This is a genomic window from Deinococcus proteolyticus MRP (assembly GCF_000190555.1).
Taxonomy (GTDB): domain Bacteria; phylum Deinococcota; class Deinococci; order Deinococcales; family Deinococcaceae; genus Deinococcus; species Deinococcus proteolyticus.
In genome coordinates this window covers 1724609-1746256 of record NC_015161.1, presented here as the reverse complement: position 1 = coordinate 1746256, position 21648 = coordinate 1724609, and the positions used below count along the sequence as shown (strand labels likewise).

At 66.8% G+C, this 21648-nt stretch carries 27 protein-coding genes and 1 tRNA gene; 19 read left to right on the top strand and 9 right to left on the bottom strand.

Features of this window, described 5'->3' with window-relative positions; translation table 11 throughout:
- Positions 1-57 precede the first annotated feature (57 nt).
- Positions 58-738 carry an MOSC domain-containing protein gene (locus DEIPR_RS08335; protein WP_013615389.1) on the bottom strand — a complete coding sequence of 227 codons (681 nt, stop codon included), beginning with the start codon at positions 736-738 and terminating at the stop codon, positions 58-60.
- 109 nt (positions 739-847) lie between these two features.
- Entirely contained in the window at positions 848-1060 is a 213-nt protein-coding gene (locus tag DEIPR_RS08330; RefSeq protein WP_013615388.1) for a hypothetical protein, read from the bottom strand.
- A gap of 266 nt (positions 1061-1326) precedes the next feature.
- On the opposite strand from DEIPR_RS08330, the gene DEIPR_RS08325 reads away from it, so the two are divergent.
- The 3 genes from DEIPR_RS08325 to DEIPR_RS08315 all read left to right on the top strand — a co-directional run bounded on the left by DEIPR_RS08325 (position 1327) and on the right by DEIPR_RS08315 (position 3040).
- The gene (locus DEIPR_RS08325; protein WP_013615387.1) at positions 1327-1779 is read left to right on the top strand and encodes a hypothetical protein; all 453 of its coding nucleotides are present in this window, start codon (positions 1327-1329) and stop codon (positions 1777-1779) included.
- Entirely contained in the window at positions 1776-2117 is a 342-nt protein-coding gene (locus DEIPR_RS08320; protein WP_013615386.1) for an RNHCP domain-containing protein, read from the top strand. The genes DEIPR_RS08325 and DEIPR_RS08320 overlap by 4 nt, the downstream gene beginning before the upstream one ends.
- Before the next feature lie 89 nt (positions 2118-2206).
- The gene (locus DEIPR_RS08315; RefSeq protein WP_083801555.1) at positions 2207-3040 is read left to right on the top strand and encodes an excalibur calcium-binding domain-containing protein; all 834 of its coding nucleotides are present in this window, start codon (positions 2207-2209) and stop codon (positions 3038-3040) included.
- A gap of 125 nt (positions 3041-3165) precedes the next feature.
- On the opposite strand, the gene DEIPR_RS08310 is transcribed toward DEIPR_RS08315, so the two are convergent.
- A tRNA-Pro gene (locus DEIPR_RS08310) sits at positions 3166-3242 on the bottom strand.
- Positions 3243-3442: 200 nt separating this feature from the next.
- Between DEIPR_RS08310 and DEIPR_RS08305 the strand changes: the two genes are divergently transcribed.
- The gene (locus DEIPR_RS08305; protein ID WP_013615383.1) at positions 3443-3910 is read left to right on the top strand and encodes a hypothetical protein; all 468 of its coding nucleotides are present in this window, start codon (positions 3443-3445) and stop codon (positions 3908-3910) included.
- Positions 3911-4009: 99 nt separating this feature from the next.
- A complete protein-coding gene (locus tag DEIPR_RS08300; RefSeq protein ID WP_013615382.1) occupies positions 4010-5257 on the top strand; it encodes an aminopeptidase in 1248 nt (415 codons plus the stop codon).
- Between the two features lie 72 nt (positions 5258-5329).
- On the opposite strand, the gene DEIPR_RS08295 is transcribed toward DEIPR_RS08300, so the two are convergent.
- From DEIPR_RS08295 to DEIPR_RS08285, 3 genes are all read right to left on the bottom strand, one after another.
- A complete protein-coding gene (locus tag DEIPR_RS08295) occupies positions 5330-5617 on the bottom strand; it encodes a hypothetical protein (RefSeq protein WP_013615381.1) in 288 nt (95 codons plus the stop codon).
- Positions 5614-6081, bottom strand: coding sequence for an acyl-CoA thioesterase (locus DEIPR_RS08290; protein WP_013615380.1), 468 nt, complete (start codon positions 6079-6081; stop codon positions 5614-5616). Before DEIPR_RS08290 ends, DEIPR_RS08295 begins: the two co-directional genes overlap by 4 nt.
- A gap of 96 nt (positions 6082-6177) precedes the next feature.
- Entirely contained in the window at positions 6178-6642 is a 465-nt protein-coding gene (locus tag DEIPR_RS08285; protein WP_013615379.1) for an acyl-CoA thioesterase, read from the bottom strand.
- Between the two features lie 102 nt (positions 6643-6744).
- On the opposite strand from DEIPR_RS08285, the gene DEIPR_RS08280 reads away from it, so the two are divergent.
- From DEIPR_RS08280 to DEIPR_RS08265, 4 genes are all read left to right on the top strand, one after another.
- A complete protein-coding gene (locus tag DEIPR_RS08280; protein WP_013615378.1) occupies positions 6745-7308 on the top strand; it encodes a GNAT family N-acetyltransferase in 564 nt (187 codons plus the stop codon).
- 79 nt (positions 7309-7387) lie between these two features.
- On the top strand, positions 7388-8698 hold the full coding sequence (locus tag DEIPR_RS08275) for a thymidine phosphorylase (RefSeq protein WP_013615377.1): 1311 nt from the start codon (positions 7388-7390) through the stop codon (positions 8696-8698).
- A gap of 211 nt (positions 8699-8909) precedes the next feature.
- Positions 8910-9788: an acetyl-CoA carboxylase, carboxyltransferase subunit beta gene (gene accD / locus DEIPR_RS08270; protein ID WP_013615376.1), complete on the top strand. Its 879-nt coding sequence runs from the start codon at positions 8910-8912 to the stop codon at positions 9786-9788.
- Positions 9785-10759, top strand: a complete 975-nt coding sequence (locus tag DEIPR_RS08265; RefSeq protein WP_013615375.1) for an acetyl-CoA carboxylase carboxyltransferase subunit alpha — start codon at positions 9785-9787, stop codon at positions 10757-10759. The genes accD and DEIPR_RS08265 overlap by 4 nt, the downstream gene beginning before the upstream one ends.
- A gap of 83 nt (positions 10760-10842) precedes the next feature.
- Here the strand turns inward: DEIPR_RS08265 and DEIPR_RS08260 are convergent, their stop codons facing one another.
- Positions 10843-12024 carry an MFS transporter gene (locus tag DEIPR_RS08260; RefSeq protein ID WP_013615374.1) on the bottom strand — a complete coding sequence of 394 codons (1182 nt, stop codon included), beginning with the start codon at positions 12022-12024 and terminating at the stop codon, positions 10843-10845.
- Between the two features lie 72 nt (positions 12025-12096).
- On the opposite strand from DEIPR_RS08260, the gene DEIPR_RS08255 reads away from it, so the two are divergent.
- From DEIPR_RS08255 to DEIPR_RS08215, 10 genes are all read left to right on the top strand, one after another.
- The gene (locus DEIPR_RS08255; RefSeq protein ID WP_013615373.1) at positions 12097-13623 is read left to right on the top strand and encodes a carboxypeptidase M32; all 1527 of its coding nucleotides are present in this window, start codon (positions 12097-12099) and stop codon (positions 13621-13623) included.
- On the top strand, positions 13620-14186 hold the full coding sequence (locus tag DEIPR_RS08250) for a UbiX family flavin prenyltransferase (protein WP_013615372.1): 567 nt from the start codon (positions 13620-13622) through the stop codon (positions 14184-14186). Before DEIPR_RS08255 ends, DEIPR_RS08250 begins: the two co-directional genes overlap by 4 nt.
- Positions 14183-15064: an alpha/beta fold hydrolase gene (locus DEIPR_RS08245; protein WP_013615371.1), complete on the top strand. Its 882-nt coding sequence runs from the start codon at positions 14183-14185 to the stop codon at positions 15062-15064. Before DEIPR_RS08250 ends, DEIPR_RS08245 begins: the two co-directional genes overlap by 4 nt.
- A gap of 180 nt (positions 15065-15244) precedes the next feature.
- On the top strand, positions 15245-16366 hold the full coding sequence (locus DEIPR_RS13965; RefSeq protein ID WP_013615370.1) for an ATP-binding cassette domain-containing protein: 1122 nt from the start codon (positions 15245-15247) through the stop codon (positions 16364-16366).
- 8 nt (positions 16367-16374) lie between these two features.
- Entirely contained in the window at positions 16375-17007 is a 633-nt protein-coding gene (locus DEIPR_RS13960; RefSeq protein ID WP_013615369.1) for an ATP-binding cassette domain-containing protein, read from the top strand.
- On the top strand, positions 17004-17672 hold the full coding sequence (locus tag DEIPR_RS08235) for a GNAT family N-acetyltransferase (protein ID WP_013615368.1): 669 nt from the start codon (positions 17004-17006) through the stop codon (positions 17670-17672). Before DEIPR_RS13960 ends, DEIPR_RS08235 begins: the two co-directional genes overlap by 4 nt.
- A gap of 13 nt (positions 17673-17685) precedes the next feature.
- The gene (gene ispD, locus DEIPR_RS08230) at positions 17686-18402 is read left to right on the top strand and encodes a 2-C-methyl-D-erythritol 4-phosphate cytidylyltransferase (protein WP_245532691.1); all 717 of its coding nucleotides are present in this window, start codon (positions 17686-17688) and stop codon (positions 18400-18402) included.
- A 90-nt stretch (positions 18403-18492) separates the two neighbouring features.
- Entirely contained in the window at positions 18493-18774 is a 282-nt protein-coding gene (locus DEIPR_RS08225; RefSeq protein ID WP_041222020.1) for an AbrB/MazE/SpoVT family DNA-binding domain-containing protein, read from the top strand.
- Positions 18765-19196, top strand: a complete 432-nt coding sequence (locus DEIPR_RS08220; RefSeq protein ID WP_148231816.1) for a type II toxin-antitoxin system VapC family toxin — start codon at positions 18765-18767, stop codon at positions 19194-19196. Before DEIPR_RS08225 ends, DEIPR_RS08220 begins: the two co-directional genes overlap by 10 nt.
- Positions 19193-20107 (top strand): 4-(cytidine 5'-diphospho)-2-C-methyl-D-erythritol kinase, encoded by a 915-nt coding sequence (locus DEIPR_RS08215; RefSeq protein ID WP_013615364.1) that lies wholly within the window; start codon positions 19193-19195, stop codon positions 20105-20107. The genes DEIPR_RS08220 and DEIPR_RS08215 overlap by 4 nt, the downstream gene beginning before the upstream one ends.
- A gap of 129 nt (positions 20108-20236) precedes the next feature.
- On the opposite strand, the gene DEIPR_RS08210 is transcribed toward DEIPR_RS08215, so the two are convergent.
- Entirely contained in the window at positions 20237-20890 is a 654-nt protein-coding gene (locus DEIPR_RS08210; protein ID WP_013615363.1) for a DUF2270 domain-containing protein, read from the bottom strand.
- Positions 20891-21037: 147 nt separating this feature from the next.
- Positions 21038-21637 carry a hypothetical protein gene (locus DEIPR_RS08205; RefSeq protein ID WP_013615362.1) on the bottom strand — a complete coding sequence of 200 codons (600 nt, stop codon included), beginning with the start codon at positions 21635-21637 and terminating at the stop codon, positions 21038-21040.
- Between the last annotated feature and the right edge of the window lie 11 nt (positions 21638-21648).

Below are 21648 nucleotides of genomic sequence, written 5' to 3'. Positions count from 1 at the left end.
TGACCTGCCCTGCCCTCCAGACCTGCCTGGCCAACCCCCGCTTAGCCCAGCCTCCGCTCAGCCCAGCCGCGCTTCGGCCTTCGCCAGCTTCTCTTGCAGCTCTTCGCGTAGCCGCACCGCGACCGGAGCGGCCAGCGCCCGCCGCAGTGCTTCTGGCCGGGGCTTGCGGGCCTTGTGCAGCTGCATCAGCTCCTGCAAGGTGGGCGCGTCCGGCTGCGGCGCAGGCTGCCACTCGCCCACGTCGCCGGGGCGCAGGGTGCCGCTGCTAATCACGCGGGTGTAGATTCCCGGCAGCCCCAGGGCGTACATGTCTTTCACGAAGTTGCCGGGGTAGTCGCCGGCCAGGTAAGCCGCTGCCAGCGCACAGGGCAGGCGGGGGGCGGTGGCTTCCAGCACCACTTCGCCCAGTCTGAAGCGGTCGCCGGGGCGCACCTCGGCGCTGCTGGGGCCACTCAGGCGCACATTTTCCCCGAAGTAAGCACGCTCCAGCCCGGCTTGCAGGCCCAGCGCGGCCCAGGCTTCGGCGTCGGCCTGGGTGTATAGGTACACCGCCTGGTCGGGGCCGCCGTGGTACTTCTTGTTGGCGATATGGTCGCCTACTGCGCCGTCTGCACCGACCTCTAGCTGGGGCTGCGGCTGCTTGTGTATGCCGCTGCGGGTCAGCTTCTGGCCCACAGGAATGCGGGTCAGGTCGCCTGTGTACAGGGCCAGAACATGCAGCTGGGAAGGGGCAGTCATGGCTCCAGGCTAGCAGGCGCTCCGGCGGTCCTCCGAAAGTTGGACGACACCCTCACAGGCAGCCTTGTAGGTTTCGTGGCATGAAACCTACACCAGAGGAAATCGCTGCTCAGGTCGCCGCTGTGGTCGGCTCACCCTGGCCCAGGACGGCGGAAGAGTTGCTCCCGTGGCTGACTTCGTTGGGCACCGAGGTCACTTCGGCAAAAGAAGCTCCTGGCGAGGAGGGGGTGGGCAGCTGGTATTCGGCCACCGTCTCCCATTGGCCGGCGGCCCGCGCAGGCTGGAACACCTGCCGAGGTGACGGAATCCGGGGGTGGGGCATGGTTCTGGGAGTTGGGGGCGTACGGGGCCGAGCTGTATGCCTACAGTGGCGCTCCACTTCCCAGCGGGGACCCGACCGGGCCTGCTGGGCTACACCTTCACGTCATCTTGCGGCCGGTCTCCGGTGTACTCGAAGCCCAGGCGCAGCGGCTTGACGGGGCCCAGGCTCCAGCGGTTCCGGTACCCAGGACAGCATCTGGAGAGTGCTGACAGCCGCAAGGCTGCAGGTCTCTGTTGTCCCGCCGCCGCTGTGCTGAAATACAGAGCGTGAGTGACCTCTTGTCCCAACCCCATCCGGAAGTGGACCCGTCTGAGCTGGAACGGGGCCGGGTCTGGCTGACAGCCTTGCTGTGGGCGCTGCCCGCGCTGGTGGCTGTCCCGACCGTGGCCGCACTGATTCAGGGCCACACCGAGGGAGCGGTGCAGCAGCTGCTGTATCTGATTGCCACCGGCGTGCTGATGTACAACGTCTGGCGCGGCAGCGTGTGGTCGTGGCGCATTACTGTAGGCCTCAGCATGCTGACCGGAATGCTGGTGTTCATGGCGGGCCTGTTCGCCGGGCGGACCCTGGTGCAGGGCCTGCTGATTAGTCTGGGAGGGCTGGGCTTTCTGGCCATTGGGCTGCTGCTGGTGGCCACCGGGCCGGTACGGTCCTTCCTGGAAACCCGCTGGGCCGAGCGCACCGCGCAGCTCCAGGCCGGGATCGGGAGGCGGGCATGACTGGGCGCCGCTTTACTGTGCAGGGCACCAACAACTCCTTTATCTGTGCCCACTGCGGCGCCGAAATCCTGCCGCTGCAAAACGGCTCGGTGCGCAACCACTGTCCCCACTGCCTGCACTCGCTGCATGTGGACATCTTCCCCGGCGACCGCGCCTGCGAGTGCCGCGGCGTGATGGAGCCGGTGGCGGTGGAAAACAGCGGCAAAAAAGGCTGGATGATCGTGCACCGTTGCCAGAAGTGCCGCCATGTGGGCCGCAACCGCGCCGCGCTGGACGACCCGCAGCAGCCTGACAACTGGGACCTCATCGTGGACCTCAGCCAGCTGCCCCGGCTGTAGCGGCGGCCCCCTGCACGCTTCTCACCGTAGGAAAAGTTACAAAAGAAAAAATGCCGGTGCTGCGCCCGGCGTCTCTGCTGAGGTAAGCCATGACTGACAGACTCCTTTTTCCCACTGCCTCCCCCTCCAGCCGGTTGCTGGTGCCCCTGCTGCTGGCGGGCTTACTGGCCGGCTGCACCGATTCCGAGAAAAGCACCACCCGCACCGTGACCCAGCAGACGGTCACCACCGAGACTGCTTCGGCCAATGCCACTTCCGGAGCGGCCGCAGGAGCTTCTGCGTCTGGCGCCGCCACTTCAGCCCCGGTGGGGTCAGAGCCTTCGTCTGGAGCCAGTGTGGCGCCGGCGCCGGCGCCCGCCAGCACCACACCTGCCAACCCGGCACCTACCAGCCCGGCGCCCGCCAGCCCAGCCCCTACCAGTGAGACTCCCGCCAGTCCGGTTCCGGGCAGCGCAGCTCCCGCCCAGCCCGAGCCGCGCCCCTCGCCAGCGCCCGCTGCGGCGCCGGCCCCGCAGACCAAAGCCAGCCCGTCCGCACCCGCCAAAGCGGCGCCCGGTGCGTCTGCACCGGCCCAGGCGACTCCGGAGCCGTCCGTGCCTTCGCCAGCCACCCCAGCCACCTCGGCGCCGCCTGCGCCGTCCGCACCCGCTCAGACTCCAGCCCAGGCTGCGCCCGCGCCCGCTCCTGAAGCGGCCCCCAGCGAGCCGGCCCCTGCACCGTCGGGCGAGGTGATTGCCGACCCCACCGAGTACTACGAGAAAAAAGCGAAGACCGGCGCGCCCCCTACTCCCACGGTGATCGAGGAAATCTACTTTCCCAACTGCGCCGCGGCGGCAGCTGGCGGCTACACCAATATCCCCAAGGACAGCCCAGCCTACCGCCCGGAGCTGGACGACAACGGCGACGGCGTGGCCTGCGACTGAGGGCTGTACCTGCGCTGGACCGGGCCCCGCCGATGCAGGCGGGGCTTTTTGCTGTCCTTATCCTGGCCGCGGCCGTACGTCAGGCCAAAAAAACTCCCCCCGTTTGATGGGAGGGAGTTCTGTGCTGGTCGAGGCGGCGAGATTTGAACTCACGACCCCTACCACCCCAAGGTAGTGCGCTACCAGGCTGCGCTACGCCTCGACGTTCAGCACCGAGAAATATACACGCCGTAGGGAGGGCGGTCAAGCTGCGGGGAGCGTGGGCCGGCCGGCCGGCAAATAAGGCAGCCGGCCAGCACTCCCGAATCTAGACTTTAGGAGGTGGGCGGGTTCCCGTCCCAACCCGGCTTTCCGCTTTCCGTTCCGGCCCCCTTGCCCTGTCCTGTTTCAAGGAGAACTCTGATGAACCGACTCCCCCTCTGCGGCGCTGCCCTGCTGGCCCTGCTGCTGCCTACCGCTCAGGCCCAGACCGCGCCCAAGTTCAACCAGTGGTATCTGCAACTTTGCAGCGTAGGCGGCAACGCCGGCCTGAACTATGTGGTGGCTGGATACCAGAACTACTGCGCGCTGACCATCAAGGTCACGCCCAACGGCGCGGTGCCCGTAAAGGCTGTGTTTTCCTACGAGCTGGAGTGGACAGAGGGAGGGCGTCCGCGTAAAGTCGCGCTGCCCGGCAAGGACATCTGGACGCCGCACGGTGGAGGCGACGTGGTGATGGAAGTGGACACCTACCAGTACGACGTCTTCCTGCCGCTGAATGTTCGCAACCGTCCCGACCGGCAGTACACCGCCATCAACGTGATTGGCAACTTCACTTTCAGCAACGGCAGCACCAAAAAGATTTTCGAGAAGATCAACGTGGTGCGCTGAGCTGCGCGTTCCTTGCCCCCGGCCCCATTTCCTTGAGCCCCGACCCCTGGGCCCTGTCGCCCTGTCCCCTCTGGCCCGGCGGGGCAGTATGGTGGAACCATGGTTCAAAACTTTGATGAGAAACTGAGGAAGTATGCCCAGCTCGCCGTGCGGACCGGGGTGGGCCTGCGCCCCGGGCAGCGCCTGCTGATCGAGTCGCCCATTGAGACGGCGCCGCTGGCCCGCGCCCTGGCCGAGGCCGCCTATGACGCCGGCGCCAGTTTCGTGGACGTGCGCTGGGACGACGACGCGGTCAACCTGCTGCGCTACCAAAAGGCCCCTGATGGCAGCTTCGAGCAGCTGAGCCGCTGGCGCGTGGACGCCGAGCTGGAAACGGTGGAGGAGGGCGGCGCCGTGCTGGCGATTCGCGCCGCCGACCCCGGCCTGCTGGGCGGGGTAGACGCAGGCCGGGTGGCGCAGCAGGCGCGGGCCTACGGTGCTTACCGCAAGGCGTACAGCCGCAAGGTGATGACCAACGCCGTGAACTGGAACCTGATTACCGCGCCGCTGCCGGCCTGGTCGGCGCTCATCTTCCCGGATGTCAGCTCCGAAGAAGCCGTGGACCGGCACTGGGACGCTATTTTTGCGGCCACCCGCGCCGACCAGCCTGACCCCATCCAGGCCTGGGAAGACCACCTGACCGCCCTCAAGACCCGCCGCGACTACCTGACGGCCAAGGGCTACGCCGCGCTGCACTTCAAAGACAGCGAGGGCGGCACCGACCTGACGGTGGGCCTGGCCGACGGGCATGTCTGGGGCGGCGGGGCCAGCACCAGCACGGCGCCGGAAGGTGGCCGCTTCGTGCCCAACATTCCCACCGAGGAGGTCTGGACCGCCCCGCACCGTGAAAAGGTGGACGGCGTGGTGGTCAGCACCAAACCGCTCAGCTACAACGGCGTACTGATTGACGGCATCCGGATGCGCTTTGAGGGTGGCAAGGCTGTGGAAGTGACGGCCGAGCAGGGCGAGGAAACCCTGCGTGAACTGGTCGCCACCGACGACGGCGCAGCCCGGCTGGGCGAGGTGGCCCTGGTGCCGCACTCCAGCCCCATCAGCCAGTCGGGTCTGTTCTTCTTCCATACCCTGTACGACGAGAACGCCGCCTCGCACATTGCGCTGGGGGCGGCCTACCGCTTCAACGTGGACGGCGGCACGACCATGAGCGACGAAGAATTCGCGGCACACGGCGGCAACGATTCCATCGTGCACGTGGACTGGATGATCGGCAGCGCGGCGATGGATGTGGACGGCGTCACCAAAGACGGTGGGCGCGAGCCGGTGATGCGGGCCGGTGAATTCGTAATCTGAAGGGAGAGCGGGGAAGAGGGCGGCAGACGGGAGAGCGTTCCCGCCTGCCGCCCCTCATCTATCTCTCTGTCGCTATTCTTCTTCAATTCCCAGCACGTCCAGCGCTTCGGCGTACTGCACTTCGGGCACGTACAGGCCCACGTCGCCCAGGTAGCTGCCGGCGATGATTTCGTAGACCGGGGCCGCCACCGACCAGCCGGCCGGGGTCAGCAGGGCGCTGACCACCCCGCCTTCCGAAAGGTCGCGCCGCCAGCCCTCGGCCAGCAGCCGGGGCAGGGTATCCAGGCGGCGCCAGCGGTGGCCCAGGCGCTCCACCACGTCGTCATAGTGTGGGCTGCTCATGTCGGGCCTGCCGGTCATGCGGGGCTGGTGGCCGGCACAGGCGGAACCGAGTAGCGCTCCATCCAGGCGCGGCGGTCGTCGCTCAGGGCGGCAGGCCGCTTGTCACGGCCGATGTTCACCTGTACGGTGCGGGCGTAGGCGCTGGGCACGCCGTCGGCCAGCATCCGCACCACGAAGGTGTAGGAGGAGCGCCCCACCTTTTCCACCAGCGTTTCCACAATCACCTGCTGGCCCAGCTTGATTTCGGAAACGTAGTCCACTTCAATGCGGGCCACCACCGTCAGCAGGTCTTCCAGCGGGGTACCCATCTCGCGCAGCATCTGCACCCGCGAGGTTTCCAGGTAGCTGACATAGGCGGCGTTGTTCAGGTGGCCCATGGCGTCGGTGTCGCCGTAGCGCATCTGAATTTCGGCGCGGTGGGCCTGGCTCCAGTCCAGAGCGGCAAAGGGGTGTTGGCGGGGGGGCTGAGGGGTTTGGGACATGGCGTTCAGTGTAGAGGTCGGCTGGGCGGTGGGGTAAGCGGGCGGCAGCGACAAGGCCAGCGGCGCAGGGCCAGCGGCTCGGAGGCAGCGGGCAGCTCAGGGGCGGCCGGCGGCGCTGCCCCAGGCTTCGTCGTTGCCGATGTCTTCCAGCGGGGGGACCGGGCGGGGCTTGCCGTTCTCGTAGACCGCCACGAACACGAAGGTGCCGGTGGTCGCCAGCTCCTGCTCGCCGCTCGCCATGTGTTCGCGGTACACGTCCACCTGAATGGTCATGGAGGAGCGGCCCACCTTGACCACGCGGGCGTCCAGCGCCACGGCGTCGCCCACCCGCAGCGGCATTCGGAAATCCACCCCGTCCATGCGGGCCGTGACGACTGCTCCGCCGGCGTGCCGCACCGCCGCCACCGAGGCCGCTTTGTCCATCAGCGAGAGCAGAAATCCGCCGAAAGCCGTGCCGTGGTAGTTGGTGTCCTTGGGAAAGACCAGCTCCAGCATCCGGGCGCGGCTGCGCGGGGCAGGGGCTTTGGCAGGGGCTTTGGTGGGGGCGGATTCAGTGGTCATGCGTGACAGTGTAGAAGGTCTAAGGGTCCAACAGTCTAGAGGTCTGAGCGTCCAGGGGTCTGAGAGCGGCCTGCGTCCTCACCGGGCATCTACACTGCCCCTATGCTCACCTTCCGCCCCGCTGCCCCTGCCGATGCCCCTTTTGCCGCGCCGCTGATTCAGGAAGCGTATGGGCCGCTGGGGCTGGCGCTGACGGCGCAGGCGGACGAGGCGGGAGCGGTGCGGGTACTGGAGGACTGGTTCAGAGGGCCGCAGCACCGCCTCGGCTACGGCGTAACCCTGCTGGCGCTCGGTGAAACGGGTACGCCGCTGGGCCTGCTGCTGCGCTACAGCGGCGACGACGCGGCGCGGTTGGAAGAGCCGCTGCGCGAGTACCTGCGTGGGCTGGGGCAGGCCGCCGACTTTCCCACCGAGGCGCGGCGCGGCGAGCTGTACCTGGACGCTTTGGCGGTGGCTCCAGCGGCGCGGGGGCGCGGCGTGGGCCTGGCCCTGCTGCACGAAGCCCAGCGCGAGGCCGTGCGCCTGGGCCTGAGCGGGGCCGCCCTGCTGGTCGAGCCGCACAACCCCGCCCAGCGGTTGTACGGGCGGGCCGGCTTCGTGCTGCGCGGCGAGTTGCTGCTGCCTGGGCACACGGAAGCGCATCTGGATTTGTTCTGGCAGGCGTGAGCGCACAGAACTGAAAAAGGCTCTCTGCTGTTCAAGCGGCCCTTGGACCTTGAGACCCTCCGACCCTTAGACTCTCTCCATGAGCCAACAGAGCATTCCTGACCTGATCGCCAAGAAACGCGCCGGGGGCGAACACACCCGCGCTGAGCTGGAGCAGCTGATCGGCGGCTATACCCGCGGCGAGGTGCCCGACTATCAGGTGAGCGCCTGGTTGATGGCGGTGTTTCTGAACGGCATGGCCCCCCAGGAAACGGCCGACCTGACCCTGGTGATGGCCGAGAGCGGCGATCAATTGGACCTGAGCAGCCTGCCCAACACCGTGGACAAGCACTCCACCGGCGGCGTGGGCGACAAGACCAGCCTGATTCTGACGCCGATGCTGGCCGCACTCGGCCTGACCGTCGCCAAGATGAGCGGGCGCGGCCTGGCCCACACCGGCGGCACCATCGACAAACTGGAAAGCTTCCCCGGCTGGAATCCCGAACTGCCCGAGGACCGCTTTATCGCGCAGGCCCGTGAAATCGGCCTGAGCCTGGTAGGCCAGAGCAAAGACCTGGCCCCTGCCGACGGCAAGCTGTACGCCCTGCGCGACGTGACCGCGACGGTGGAAAGCCTGCCGCTGATCGCCAGCTCCATCATGTCCAAGAAAATCGCTTCCGGGGCGCAGACCATCGTGCTGGACGTGAAGTCGGGCGCCGGGGCCTTTATGAAGACGCTGGACGACTCCCGCGCCCTGGCCCGCGCGATGGTGGACATCGGCACCCGCGCTGGCCGTAACGTGCGTGCCGTGTTGACCGATATGGACACCCCGCTGGGCCACATGGCCGGCAACAGCCTGGAAGTGCAGGAAGCCATTGCCACCCTGAACGGCACCGGCCCTGCTGACCTGACCGAGCTGTGCGTGACTCTGGCCGCCGAGGTGCTGCTGGCCGCCGGGCAGGTAGCAGACCCGGCCCAGGCCCGCGAGCGCGCCGCCAGGGCGCTGCAAGACGGCAGCGCCCTGGCGAAGCTGGAAGCCTTTGTGACCGCGCAGGGCGGCGACGGTAGCCTGGTCCGGAATCCTGAAGGGCTGGATGTGGCCCCCGGCCGCGCCGAGATCACGGCCCCGCAGGGTGGCTATATCCAGCGGCTGGACGCGCTGAGCGTGGGCCGCGCCGTGCTGGCCCTGGGCGGCGGCCGCGAGCGCAAGGGCGACCCGGTGGATGTGGGCGTGGGCGTGGAAACGGTCTGCAAGCCCGGCGAACAGGTGGAGGAGGGCGACGTGATCTACCGCCTGTACCACCGGGGCGGCAAGGGCCTGGAGCGCGCGCAGGAGCTGCTGAGGGAAGGCATCGAGCTGAGCGGGACACCGCCCGAAGTGAAACCGCTGATTCTGGACCGCGTGCAGTAAGGGCGCGGGCGCTTGCAAGAGGTCAGGGGGCATAGGCTCTGGCCTCTGCGGGATAAGCGTCCTGCGAGTCCCGCTCCGGCTCTTCCAGCAGCCTTCAGCTGCGCCAGCGGCGAACCTGCCGGCCAGTCCCATCTCTGAACCCGGTTCAACCCGGCTGCGGCGCCAGCGCGTAAAATGGCCCCCAATCATCCCCGAGGAGGAGCGAACATCCATGGCGCTTGAGCATTTTTTCCGCAGGAGCCGGCCCAAGCAGCAAGCCGGCAGCGACCTGCCCGACCTCTGGACCAAGTGTCCGGCCTGCAAGGAAACCGTCTACAACAAAGACCTTGATGCCAACAGCTGGGTATGCCCACGCTGCGGGCACCACCTGCGGCTGGACGCACAGCAGCGCGTGGATGTGCTGCTGGACGAAGGCAGCTTCGAGCAGCTGTCGGGCCGCGTGTTTCCCGCCGATCCCCTGGAGTTCGTGGACACCGAAAGCTACCCGGAGCGCCTGCGGCGGGCCCAGGCCAAGACCGGCCGGCCTGAAGCGATTCTGACCGGGCGCGGCCGCATTGGGGGCGTGCCGGTGATGGTGGCCGCGATGGACTTCGCCTTTAGCGGCGGCAGCATGGGCAGCGTGGTAGGCGAGGAAATCGCCCGCGCCGCCGAGGCCGCCGCCGAAGCAGGTCTGCCGCTGGTGCTGGTGGCCGCCAGCGGTGGGGCGCGGATGCAGGAAAGCGCACTCTCGCTGATGCAGATGGCCAAAACCACGGTGGCCCTGGAGCGGCTGAACGAAAAGGGCCTGCCCTATATCAGCCTGCTGAGCGACCCCACGACCGGTGGCGTCACCGCCAGCTTCGCCACCATTGCCGACGTGATTCTTGCTGAGCCGGGGGCGCTGATTGGCTTCGCGGGGCCGCGCGTGATTCAGCAGACCATTCGCCAGAGCCTGCCCGAAGGTTTTCAGCGCTCGGAGTTCCTGCTCGAACACGGCATGCTGGACGATGTGGTGGACCGCCGGGAGCAGCGCGAGTATCTGGCCCGGCTGCTGCGGATGCTGCTGCGCTCGCCCCGCCCGGAGACCGGCGAGCAGGAGGGCGGCGAATGAGCACGATGGGAGACCTGATTCGGGACCTGGAGCACAAGGTCCGCGACCTGGAACAGACCGCCCGCAAGACCGGGCAGAACCTGGAAGCGGCGCTGGCTCCGCTGCGCGAGGAGGTCGCCAAGCTGCGCCGCGCCGAGTCAGAGGGGGAAGTGGCCTCTGCCGCCCCGGCCGGCGGCGAGCGCTGGGCGCGGGTGGGCCTGGCCCGCGCCCCCAGCCGCCCCACCGCGCTGGACTATGTGGAGCTGCTGACCGAGGACTGGACCGAGCTGCATGGTGACCGCCTGTACGGCGACGACCCGGCGCTGCTGGGCGGCCCCGCCGTGTGGCAGGGCATACCGGTCATGCTGCTGCTGCAGCAGAAGGGCCGCGACACCAAGACCAAAATCAAGCGCCGCTTCGGCATGAGCAACCCCGAGGGCTACCGCAAGGCGATGCGCCTGATGGACCTGGCCGACAAGTTCGGGCTGCCGGTGGTGGCCCTGATTGACACGCCCGGCGCATACCCCGGCATCGAGGCCGAGGAGCGCGGGCAGGGCTGGGCGATTGCCGAGAGCATCCAGCGCATGAGCCGCCTGAAAGTGCCGGCCGTGTGCGCTGTGATTGGTGAGGGCGGCTCGGGCGGGGCGCTGGCGATTGGCGTGGGCAACCGCGTGCTGATTATGGAGAATGCCTGGTACTCGGTGATTTCGCCCGAAGCCTGTGCCAGCATCATCTGGAAGGATGCTGGTCAGGCTCCCGCCGCCGCCGAGGCCCTCAAGCTGACGGCACCCGACCTGCTGGAACTGGGCATCGTGGAGGAAGTGATTCCCGAACCCGCCGGCGGCGCCCACCTGGACAAACAGGCCGCCGCCGAGGCACTGGGAGAAGCGGTCAGCCGCCACCTGCGCGAGCTGAGCGGCCTGAGCGCCGAGCAGCTGCTGGCCAGCCGCGCCGAACGCTTCCGGGCCATGGGGGTGTTCGAGGAAGGCTAGCCGGCAGCTACCGCGGGGAGGGCAGGCTGCTGAGGTGGCCTGCCCTCCTGCCGTTCTTGCAGTTCCCGGCTAGCCCGCTTTCATCACCTCACCTGAAACGGCTCAGCCGCAGTTCGTCTGACCCACACGCTCAGGGCCAGCAGCAGCGCCCAGGCTGCGGCGCACAGGGCCACCACCCGCGCCCAGCCGCCAGCATCGAAGGCCAGACCGGCCACCACGCTGGCGGCCGCTCCGCCGCTGTAGTAGGTGAAGTTGTACAGCCCGCCGGCCAGGCTGCGGCCACTGCGCACGCTCTGCTGCACCAGGGTCTGGGCCGCCGCCTGCGCCATGAAGACTCCGGTCGAGGCCAGGGCCAGCCCGGCGACGATGACCGCCAGGGGAGAAAGCAGCGTGAGGCCCAGGCCCAGCAGGCCGGTACCGGCGGCGGCCCTCATCACGAAGCCGGGGCCACGGCGTTGCAGCAGCGGTGCGGTGGCCGGCGTGACCACCACGCCCAGCAGGTACACCGCAAAAATCAGGCCCAGCGGCCCCGGCCCCAGGTGGTAAGGGGGCGCGGCCAGCCGGAACGGGACGGTATTGAACACCGCCACCAGCACGAACAGAATCAGGAATCCGGCCACGCCCACGCTGAGCAGCTGACGGTTACGCAGGTGCGCTGCCAGGGTGACGCGGGTGCGCCAGCGGCTGCGCTGCGGCCGGAAGTGGGTTTCGGCGGGCAGCCGCCATACCAGCGCCAGGCCCAGCAGGTTGGTCAGCAGCAGCACCTCGAAGGCGGGGTGCCAGTCGCCGCCGTGTGCCACCAGCCCGCTCATGAAACGGCCCAGGAAGCCGCCCAGCACGGTGCCCGCCACGTAAGCCGTCAGGGTGCGGCCGAACTGCCAGCGCGGCACTTCCTCGGCCAGATACGCCGTAACCGCCACCATCACCAGCGGAATCAGCAGGCCCTGCAAGAAGCGGGCGGCGCTGGCAGCCAGCAAGCAGGGCAGCAGCAGCAGCGCGAACGCCCCCAGCATCACCCGCCGCCGGCCCAGGGCGTCGGCCAGCAGCCCCGCCGCCGGCGAGGCCAGCGCAACCGCCAGGGTAGTGCTGCCGATAACGGTGCCCACCTGTGCGGTGCCCACAGCGAATTCCTGCGCCAGCAGCGGCAACAGCGCCTGCGGAGCGTAAACGTTCATCAACAGCAGGGTGCCGATGGCGGCGATATGCAGCGGCGAGATATGCGCCGCCGGGGTGTGGGGGGATGGGGAACCGGTGGATGTGGTCAAGGTAGGTCAGACCTCCAGAACATCCAGTCTAGTCCCCGGGCGGCCCGCCGCAGGCCGCGTTATCTTGGACCCATGACCGACAACTCAAGGCCGGATGCCGACTGGCAGGACTTCCTGCGCCATAGCCAGCAACTGAGCGACCTGCGCGGCATTGACGCACTGCTGGGCTGGGACCAGAGTACCTATCAGCCCCCCGCCGCTGCCGAGGGCCGCAGCCGCCAGATGGCGCTGCTGTCGCGCCTGATTCACGCGCACGCCACCGACGCGGGCTACGGCAACACGCTGGATACGCTGGCGGGGCGCGGCGACCTGGACCCGGTGCAGACGCGGATGCTGGCGCTGGCCCGCAAGGACTTTGAACAGAGCCGCCGCCTGCCCGAAGCGCTGGTGGGGGAGATGGCCGAGCATTGGGGCCGCACCTACACGGCCTGGACCACGGCCCGCCCTGAGAATGACTGGGCAGGCATGGTGCCGCTGCTGGAGCGGTCGCTGGACCTGACCCTAGAGGCCGCCAGCCATTTCCCCGAGTTTGCGGACCCGCACGACTACTACATTGACGCCTCCGACGAGGGGATGAGCGCCGAGGCGATTGCGCAGGTGTTCAGCGACTTGCAACGCGAACTGGTGCCGCTGGTGCAGGCGGTGACGGCGGCGCAGGAACCGCGCACCGACTTTATCGGGGGGGCGAACCACTACGACGTTCAGCGGCAACTGGCATTCGGTGAGCGGGTGATTCGGGACTACGGCTACGACTTCACGGCGGGCCGCCAGGACCTCACCCACCACCCGTTCATGACGCGGCTGGGCGACGCGGATATTCGCATCACCACCCGTGTGCAGGAAGCAGACCCGCTAGACGCGCTGTATTCCACCCTGCACGAGTCGGGCCACGCGATGTACGAGCAGGGCATTGCCCCGCAGTACCTCGGCACGCCGCTGGGCGGAGGCGTGAGCAGCGGGGTTCACGAGAGCCAGTCGCGCCTGTGGGAAAACCTGGTGGGCCGCAGCCGCGAGTTCTGGGCCGCCTATGGCGAGGACTTCCGCGCCGCTTTCCCACAGGTGCTGGCAGGCGTCTCCGACGAAGACCTCTACCGCGCCAGCAACGTGGTGCGCCGCAGCCTGATTCGCACCGATGCCGACGAGCTGACCTACAACCTGCACGTCATTCTGCGGTTTAATCTGGAGCGTGAACTGCTGGCAGGGCGCTTGGCCGTGCGTGACCTGGCCGACGCCTGGCAGGCGGCCTACCGCGACAATTTGGGGCTGGAAGCACCGAGCCACAAGGACGGCGTGCTGCAAGACGTGCACTGGTTCTTCGGGCCAGTGGCGGGGGCGTTTCAGGGCTACACGCTGGGCAACATCATGAGCGCTCAAATTTACGCCGCTGCCCGCCGCGCCCTGCCCGAGCTGGACGCGCAGATAGCCCGCTGCGAATTCGGCCCGCTGCACGGCTGGCTGCGTGAGAACATCTACCGGCATGGCCGCCTGTATACGCCCAGCGAACTGATAGAGCGGGCCACCGGCAAGCCGCTGGAAGCCGCCGACTACCTGGCCTACCTGCGCGGCAAGTACGGCGACCTGTACGGCCTGAAGCTGTGAAGCGCCTTGTCGTCGGTGTCAGCGGAGGCAGCGGGATTCCCTACGCGCTGGATATTCTGCGCTCCCTGCGCGAGTTGGAGGTGGAAACCCACCTCGTTGTGACCAGCGGGGCCAAGCGCGTCATGGCGGCGGAAGGCGGCGTGCGGCTGGATGAACTGACCGCACTCGCTTCTGTCATTCACGAAGACCGCGACTTGGGGGCGAGTGTCGCCTCTGGGTCATTCCGCACGGATGGAATGCTGATTGTGCCGTGCAGCGCGGGCACGCTCGCCAAAGTTGCGCACGGGTTTGCCGACAATCTGGTCAGCCGCGCCGCCCACGTTACCCTCAAGGAGCGCCGCCCGCTCGTTCTCGTGCTGCGCGAAGACCCGATACCCCGCCCGATGCTGGTCAACATGCTGGCCGCCCACGACGCGGGAGCCACCGTGATGAGCGCCAGCCCCGGCTTTTATCACACGCCGGACAGTGTGGAGGAGTTGTTGCATTTCGTGACCGTGCGGGTGCTTGACCAGTTCGGACTAGAAGCGGGGGGATTCAAGCGCTGGGGGGAAGATGGAAAATGAACCTTCCCGACGGTGAGTATCGGCTGTTCCTCAACGGCATTAGGCAATGGATAAAGGTGGCCGGCGTAGAACATGGAACCGTGCCGCTCCTGCTGCTGCATGGTGGACCTGGGGGCAACCATTACAACTTTGAGCGGATAGTGGGGCCGCTGCTGGAGGCTCAGCGCATGGTGATTTACCACGAGCAGCGCGGCTGTGGTCGGAGCGACGCGCCGCTGTCGCCGGACGAATATTCGCTGCCCCTGCTGGTCAGTGATGTGGATGCCTTGCTGGACACTCTGGAGCTGGCACAGGTGGATGTGCTGGGCTACAGCTTCGGCGGTGGCTTGGCGCTGGAGTACGCGCTCTCTCATCCTGAACGGGTGCGGAGGCTGGTCTTGCAGGCTCCTGCGCTCCACCTCCTTGACCCCGAAATCGTGGCCGCGCAGGTGGCGGGTTTTCGGGAGGTGGCCCGCGCTGAGCTGGCCGCAGCGATTGAAGCCATTTACGCCGAACCTCTGACGGATAAGGAAAAACTGGAACAAATCTGGGGAATGGTGGATACGCCGACGGTAGACCGCTTCCTGTTCCAGAGTTCCGAAAAAGCTGCCTACAACCGCCAACTCTGGCAAGCCAGCGGCCTGACCAACACAGGCGACATGACGCGGGCGCTGAAGACTCAGCCGCCTACCACAGCCGCTCAGCGGCTAGGCGAGGTGGCGCACCCCACGCTGATTCTGGCGGGCCGCCATGACCGCAACGTGCCGCCGCCTATGCTGGCGGATATGGCAAGGCGGCTGCCGAATGCTCAGCTTCAACTCTTTGAGCACAGCGCCCATTTTCCAGACATAGAGGAAACGCCGCTTTATGCCCAAGCGGTCTTTGCGTTTCTTGCCTGACCGTCATCCATCTTTTTCCGCTACACTCTCCCCAACGCGCCCAGCCTCACTACTTTGCGGGCGGTTCGGCTTTCCTCCATTCAAAGGAACCTCATCCCTGAGCAACTGATGTTCTCCCGCTGACCTTTTACGCCGCCTAAGCTCCCGCGCTGGGCCTAGTAAACCTGTGGAGGAAATCTTTTGTTACAGGCTTTTTCTGTCGCCCTGACGTATGGCGACCAACTCATCTTTGACGACATTTCGCTGACCCTGAACGCGGGCGAGCGGCTGGGGCTGATTGGCGAGAACGGCAGCGGCAAAACCTCGCTTTTGCGCGTGCTGGCGGGCGAACTTGCGCCTACAGCGGGCGAGGTGCGGCGCACGGGCCGCGTGGCCTACCTGACCCAGCAGGCGGGCGAACTGACCGGAACCGTGCTGGACGCGGTGAAGCCCGCTGCCCTGCAAACGGCGGCGCAGAGGTACACGCAGGCGATGGCCGCGCTGGAAAGCGGCACGCCCACCGCTCCAGAGCATAGGACAGAATTACGGCCTTCGGGGAACGGCACCCCAAATGCCTCCATTCCGTCCTATGCTCCATCTAAACTCACTCGTTCCACTCGGACAACGAATGGCGAAGAGCACGCCATTCTTATGTCAAGTGTTCTTACCGAATTTGCCGAAGCCGAAGAAAGCTACCGCCTCTGCGGAGGCTACGACTTCGCGGCGCAGGCGGAAAGCGTGCTGGCGGCGCTGGGACTGGACGCGGAAGCGCAGGCGGGGGCGCTGTCGGGCGGGCAGACGCGGCGGCTTCTGCTGGCGGCGCTGCTGCTTTCGCCCGCCGACCTGTACCTGCTCGACGAACCGACCAACCACCTCGACGCGGCGGGCCTCGCGTGGCTGGAGGAGTGGATTCGCGCCAGCCCCGCCGCCTTCGTTCTGGTGAGCCATGACCGCGCCTTTCTGGACGCCGTCAGCACGCACACCGCTCTGCTCGAACGCGGGGGGCTGACCGTTTATCCCGCGCCCTACACGGCGGCGATGGAGTTGCGCGAAACGGAACGGGCCGCGCAGGAGCGGGACTTCGAGGCGTATCGGCGCAGGCGGGCAGCCTTGGAAGAGGAACGCAGACGGCAGGCGAGCAAGTCGCGCAGTGCCGCGCAGTTCAACCATTCCAGAGCGGGCAATGTTCCTCTGCTTCCTGCCAAAAACAAGGCGCAGTCAGTCAGTCAGAAGCTGGCAGGTCAGGCCAGAGCTTTGGAGCGCCGCGTAGAACGCCTCGACGCCGCTGCTACCGCCAGCCCTACGCCGACCACCGCCGCCTGACGCTGGATTTGCCGCCCATCCCCGCTGGCCCGCTGGACGTGCTGCGGGTGGAAGGCTTGACCGTGCAGCGCGGAGGAAAGACGGTGCTGGACGGGCTGAACCTCCACCTTCGGCGCGGCGAAAAAGTCGCGCTGGTGGGCGAAGACGGCGCAGGCAAAAGCACGCTGTTGCGGGCCATTTTGGGCGAGTTGCCGTTCGCGGGCCATGTGGTCTGGGGAGCGGGCCTGAGCGTTTATGCGGCGGGGCAAAATGGCGAGGAACTGGCAGGCTTCGGGACTTTGGCCGACGCACTCCTAGACGCCAACGACGCGCTTACCCCGCACCAGCTGTACGAAATCACCGCGCAACTCTTCTTGCCGCCGCCGCACACGCCGGTTTCGCACCTGTCGGGCGGTCAGCGCACCTGCCTCAGCCTCGCCCGCCTGAGCGTGACGCGGGTGCAGGTGCTGCTGCTCGACGAGCCGACCAACCACCTCGACCCGCAGATGGTGGACGTGCTGGAGGAGGTGCTGCGCGACTACGCGGGAACGGTGCTGCTGGCGACGCATGATAGGCGGCTGATAAAGCGGGTAGCGGGGCGCGTGCTCCGGCTGGAAACGGCCGCTCACACCCTTAGCGGCTCTGCTGGCGTGCCGGAATGACGGCTCCCTTTCCCCTCAGCACTTCACGCCTCACCCTGCGCCTGTACAAGCCGGACGATTTGACCGCCTTGCTGGGTTACTACAGTCAGCCGCAGGTGGCGCGGTATCTGCTGGACGAACCGTGGACGCGGCCTTTTGCCGAGCAGCAAGTGCAAAAGCGGCTTCAGCGGCAGGGGCTAGACACTCCAGCGGGCGCACTGGCGGTGGTCTGGGAAGTTCAGGGCGAGGTGATAGGAGACGCCGCCCTGTGGCTTACCGACGACACGGGAAAGGTGGCCGAAATCGGCTGGGTGCTGCATCCAGATTTCGCGGGGCAGGGGTTCGCCACCGAAGCTGTCGGCGCTCTACTGAATGTGGCCTTTGAGGGGTACAGCTTGCACCGCGTGGCGGCCCAGATGGACGCCCGCAATCTGGCTTCGGGCAAACTCTGCGAGCGGCTGGGCATGAAAAAGGAAGCCTACTTGCGGCAAAACTGGTGGAGCAAAGGCGAGTGGACAGACACCGTGATTTACGCGGTTCTGGCAGCTGACCGCCGTGAGTCTCCGGCAGAGCATGAAGCGTCCAACCCCGCCGCCCGAATGGATACCGTCTACGAAAAGAAAAGCAGCGACCCGAGCGAAGCAGCCACCCAGCTGGGTTTTGAGGCGCTGCGGGTGAGTGACTAGACTGACTCTAACTGTGCCCTCTCTATCACCCATCAACAGTCAACCATCAACTCCCTCCTACGCCGCGCTGATTCCCGCCGCCGGTTCTGGCACCCGCCTGGGCAAAGGCCCCAAAGCCGCCGTCACCGTGGGCGGGCGCTCGCTGCTGGCGTGGGCGACGGAGGCGCTGGCCCCGCATGTGGCCGAAGTGGTGGTGGCGCTCCCCGGAGGTCTGAGCCTCCCCGCCGACGTGCCCGCAGGCGTGCGCACCATCACGGGCGGCGCGACCCGTCAGGACAGCGTGCGCCTGCTGCTGGAAGCCACGCATGCCGAATACGTCCTGATTCACGACGCGGCGCGGCCCTTCCTGAGTGCTGAAATCGTGCAGGCGATGCAAGCGGCAGTGCTGCGCAGCGAAGCGGCGACCGTGGCGCTGCCGGTGGCGGACTCGCTCGTGCTGGGGGATGTCAATACCGAACAGGCACGTGCCTTCTGGGTGCAGGGCGTCGCCCGCGAAAACCTCTGGGCCATCCAGACCCCGCAGGGCTTCCGGCGCGAACTGCTTCAGTACGCCCACGCCTACGCCGCCGCCGAAGGCTTCGCCGCCACCGACGACGCCGGACTGGTGGCGCGGCTGGGGCACACGGTGGAGCTGGTGGAGGGAGACGCGCGGCTGTTCAAAGTGACGCGGGCGGGGGATTTGGCGTTGGCGGAGGCTTTTGCTGGCCCGTCTGAGAGTCGAAAAGTCTAAGGGTCTAAGGCCATTTCCCTTCGACTCTTAGACCTTTTGACCCTCAGACGGGCCATGAGGCACATTTTGCCAAAATGCTACACTTTTGCCATGATCCAAACGGCCCCATTTACCCTGCAAATAGACAAGTTTGGACGCGTCGTAATTCCCAAAAAGGTGCGCGAGGCGCTGGGGGTGCGGGAAGGCGGCACACTTGAAGCCACGGTCAGCGGCGGCGAACTGACCCTGAAGGGCGAAAGCCCCCGCTACCGCATCGAGCTTGGCGAGGATGGCTGGCCGCTGATTCACACTGAGGGCATGACTGCCGCGGACTTTGAAAACATTGATTACCGCGATGACCGCACCCCCGAAGAACTGGCGGCTTGGAAATAATCATGCGGGTCACTTCGCTGGATACCAGCGTGATTGTCGCCAGCATTTACCCTGAACACCCGCAGCACGCTTGGGCGCTACGGCAGCGGCAAAAGGCCGAAGCACTTGCCATGAGCGCCCACAGCTTGGCTGAGGTGTATAAGGTGATTAAGGGACATCCCCGCATCAAGCTCTCTCCCTCACAGGCCACGCCATTGCTGCGCGCGCTAGCGGACCAAGTCAGGGTTATCCCCCTCACCGAAGCCAGTTACCACGCCGCCCTGACCCGCTGCGCCAAGCACCAACTTTCTGGCAGCGTCATCTTCGACGCGCTGATTGCCCAAGCCGCGCTGGAGGCGGAAGCAGTGGCCCTGCTCACCCTGAATCCGAAAGACTTTCGCCGTCTGGGGGAGGACGTAGCGGGGTTGGTGGTGAGTCCGTGAATAGGTCTAAGAGTTTAAGAGTCGCAGGGTCTAAGGCTAACCAACCCTCAACCTACTTCGCTCCCGCCAAGACCAACCTCGGCCTCAGCATCCTCGGCGTGCGGCCCGACGGCTACCACGACCTCTCCAGCCTGATGGTGCCGCTCAGCGTGGGCGACGAACTGAGCTTTGCGCCTGCGCCGACCCTGACGCTGAGCATTGACGGGCCATACGGCACAGGCCTGCCCACCGACGAGCGCAATCTGGTCTACCGTGCCGCGCGGAGCTATCTGGACGCGGCGGGCGTGACCGAGGGCGTCCACATCACCCTGACCAAGCGTTTGCCACTGGCTTCGGGCCTCGGCGGGGGCAGCAGCGACGCGGCGACCACGCTGCTGGCGCTGGCCGACCTGTATCCCGCTCAGCTGGATTTGCCTGCGCTGGCGCTGCAACTCGGCGCGGACGTGCCCTTTTTCCTGCTCGGCAGCGCAGCCCTTGCAGAAGGCGTGGGCGAACGCCTCGGCCCCGTCCCCGACTTGCCCCCCGTCCATCTGGTGTTGGCGAACCCCGGCAGTGAAGTCAGCGCGGGCGACGCCTACCGCTGGCTGGACGAAACGGGCGAATTCGGCCCCACGCTGAACCTGCCGGGCATCATTACTGCGCTGCAGCAGGGGCGCGAACTGCCTTATTTCAACTCGCTGCAGAGCGGTGTGCTGCGCCGCCACCCGGAAATCGAGGCCACCTTGCAGGCGCTGGCGGACGCAGGCCTGCACTCGGTGCTGATGAGCGGCTCAGGCGCGACTTGCTTCGGGCTGGCGCGGGACGCTGCTCACGCTGAGGCTGTCGCTGCCGAGCTTCAGGCCGCGCAGCCGGGCTGGTGGGTCACGTCGGCGCAGGTGCTCACCGGTACAAGCCGCGTAGATCACGGCTAATACCAGAGCAGAAGGCCCTTCCCGCCGAAGAACTGCTGCACATCTGGCGCGTGCTGAAGAACTGAACCGTGTCACGGGACCGCCCGAGTCACTTGTCCGGCAAAGGCCGCGCCGATGACCGCCTTTTTCCTAGTCGTCTTCCAGCGGGTACTCGCGTGAGGCGCTGACAGCCAGCGAAATCAGATACGCGTAGAAGGCGGCCACGCCCAGCAGGACGGCCCAGCCGGCCAGGGTGCCCACCCGCGCCGTCTGCACGAAAGCGTCGGCGCTGATGGGCGTGTTCGCGGGATAGGTTTCGGCCAGTTTGGCCAGCCAGGCGATCAGCACGGCTGCGTAAATCCACAGGTAGTTGCGCTTGAGCCGCCAGCCCAGCGCCTCGCGGATGCTGATGGGGCTGCGCGGCTTGGCCAGTTCGGCCAGCAGGAACTGGTGCCAGCCGGCATCGACATGCTCGCCCAGCATGGCCGGATAAAAGAAGCGCTCCATGACCCGCACGCGGTGGTGGGCAATCTCGTACGACCGGAAGCGCCGCGCTTCCAGCCGCAGAAAGTAGAAGTTCATGAACATGGCGAACAGGAACGTGGCGTGGCTGTGTGCCGCGTCGCCCATGGCGAAGCTGGCCAGGCCCGCCGTGGTCACCACGGCCCAGTTGGTGGTGTGGTCCAGTCGCTGGCGGTAGCTGACCATCTTGTACGATTCGCCGCGGTACAGGTGAATCAGCGCGTTGGCGGCGTTGCCACTGTAGCTGGTTGCCGTGAGGGTGCCGGGACGCGCTTCGGTCATATCGGCCCTAGCCTAGAGCATTTGCCGGGGAAGGCCCGCCGTCTAGGCGTGGACGGTGTCAGGACATGAAAATCCCTGCCCGCAGTTGGGACAGGGGCTGGAAGCGGATGCTCGGCAGCTTACTCGCCAGCGCTTACTCGGCAGCACTTACTCGGCAGTGCTGTACTCGTCCAGGCGGCTCAGACCGCCCATCAGTCCGTCCATGAGCTTCTCCATGCTGTCGTCGGCTGGCATCCAGCGTCCCCTGACCCGCTCCATCTCAATGTCTACCGTCTGGGTCAGGGCAGGTACCTTGCCGCTCTGGTACTGCCACTGCATGGCCTGAATCACGGCGCTTTCCATGGCGGCGTCACTGGCGCGGCCCTGCATGTTCGCCAGTGCGACCTGCAAAAATGCTTCGTCGTTCATCACGCCCTCTGCCACCAGCAGGGCGTCCGTGCCGCTGACCCGCAGCCGCACCTGATTGCCCTGCCCGCCGGTCACTTCACAGCGGCTCTTGGCCATGAGCTGGTCCATCACCTGTGCCGTGGCTGCGTCGCCTGCCAGTGTGCCGACCAGCTGATTGACCGCGCTCTGTTTCAGCCCCACCATATTGCCCAGGGCCACTTTCCAGTTCTGCTGACCCAGGTCCTTGCAAAACCGCTGCATGGTGGCCTGAGGGGTGTTGGCGGCCGCAGTGGCCTGCTGCGCCAGAGCCGGCGAGGCGAGGCCCAGCAGTACGGTCATCATCGTCACTTTTGCTTGCATGACGTGAGCAT

What these genes read in the sequence shown, in the direction of transcription:
- DEIPR_RS08335 (WP_013615389.1), bottom strand. Translation starts at nt 738, where the DNA reads ATGACTGCCCCTTCCCAGCTGCATGTTCTGGCCCTGTACACAGGCGAC.
- DEIPR_RS08330 (WP_013615388.1), bottom strand. Translation starts at nt 1,060, where the DNA reads ATGCCCCACCCCCGGATTCCGTCACCTCGGCAGGTGTTCCAGCCTGCG.
- DEIPR_RS08320 (WP_013615386.1), top strand. Translation starts at nt 1,776, where the DNA reads ATGACTGGGCGCCGCTTTACTGTGCAGGGCACCAACAACTCCTTTATC.
- DEIPR_RS08315 (WP_083801555.1), top strand. Translation starts at nt 2,207, where the DNA reads ATGACTGACAGACTCCTTTTTCCCACTGCCTCCCCCTCCAGCCGGTTG.
- DEIPR_RS08305 (WP_013615383.1), top strand. Translation starts at nt 3,443, where the DNA reads ATGAACCGACTCCCCCTCTGCGGCGCTGCCCTGCTGGCCCTGCTGCTG.
- DEIPR_RS08300 (WP_013615382.1), top strand. Translation starts at nt 4,010, where the DNA reads ATGGTTCAAAACTTTGATGAGAAACTGAGGAAGTATGCCCAGCTCGCC.
- DEIPR_RS08295 (WP_013615381.1), bottom strand. Translation starts at nt 5,617, where the DNA reads ATGACCGGCAGGCCCGACATGAGCAGCCCACACTATGACGACGTGGTG.
- DEIPR_RS08290 (WP_013615380.1), bottom strand. Translation starts at nt 6,081, where the DNA reads ATGTCCCAAACCCCTCAGCCCCCCCGCCAACACCCCTTTGCCGCTCTG.
- DEIPR_RS08285 (WP_013615379.1), bottom strand. Translation starts at nt 6,642, where the DNA reads ATGACCACTGAATCCGCCCCCACCAAAGCCCCTGCCAAAGCCCCTGCC.
- DEIPR_RS08280 (WP_013615378.1), top strand. Translation starts at nt 6,745, where the DNA reads ATGCTCACCTTCCGCCCCGCTGCCCCTGCCGATGCCCCTTTTGCCGCG.
- DEIPR_RS08275 (WP_013615377.1), top strand. Translation starts at nt 7,388, where the DNA reads ATGAGCCAACAGAGCATTCCTGACCTGATCGCCAAGAAACGCGCCGGG.
- accD (WP_013615376.1), top strand. Translation starts at nt 8,910, where the DNA reads ATGGCGCTTGAGCATTTTTTCCGCAGGAGCCGGCCCAAGCAGCAAGCC.
- DEIPR_RS08265 (WP_013615375.1), top strand. Translation starts at nt 9,785, where the DNA reads ATGAGCACGATGGGAGACCTGATTCGGGACCTGGAGCACAAGGTCCGC.
- DEIPR_RS08255 (WP_013615373.1), top strand. Translation starts at nt 12,097, where the DNA reads ATGACCGACAACTCAAGGCCGGATGCCGACTGGCAGGACTTCCTGCGC.
- DEIPR_RS08245 (WP_013615371.1), top strand. Translation starts at nt 14,183, where the DNA reads ATGAACCTTCCCGACGGTGAGTATCGGCTGTTCCTCAACGGCATTAGG.
- DEIPR_RS08235 (WP_013615368.1), top strand. Translation starts at nt 17,004, where the DNA reads ATGACGGCTCCCTTTCCCCTCAGCACTTCACGCCTCACCCTGCGCCTG.
- DEIPR_RS08225 (WP_041222020.1), top strand. Translation starts at nt 18,493, where the DNA reads ATGATCCAAACGGCCCCATTTACCCTGCAAATAGACAAGTTTGGACGC.
- DEIPR_RS08210 (WP_013615363.1), bottom strand. Translation starts at nt 20,890, where the DNA reads ATGACCGAAGCGCGTCCCGGCACCCTCACGGCAACCAGCTACAGTGGC.
- DEIPR_RS08205 (WP_013615362.1), bottom strand. Translation starts at nt 21,637, where the DNA reads ATGCAAGCAAAAGTGACGATGATGACCGTACTGCTGGGCCTCGCCTCG.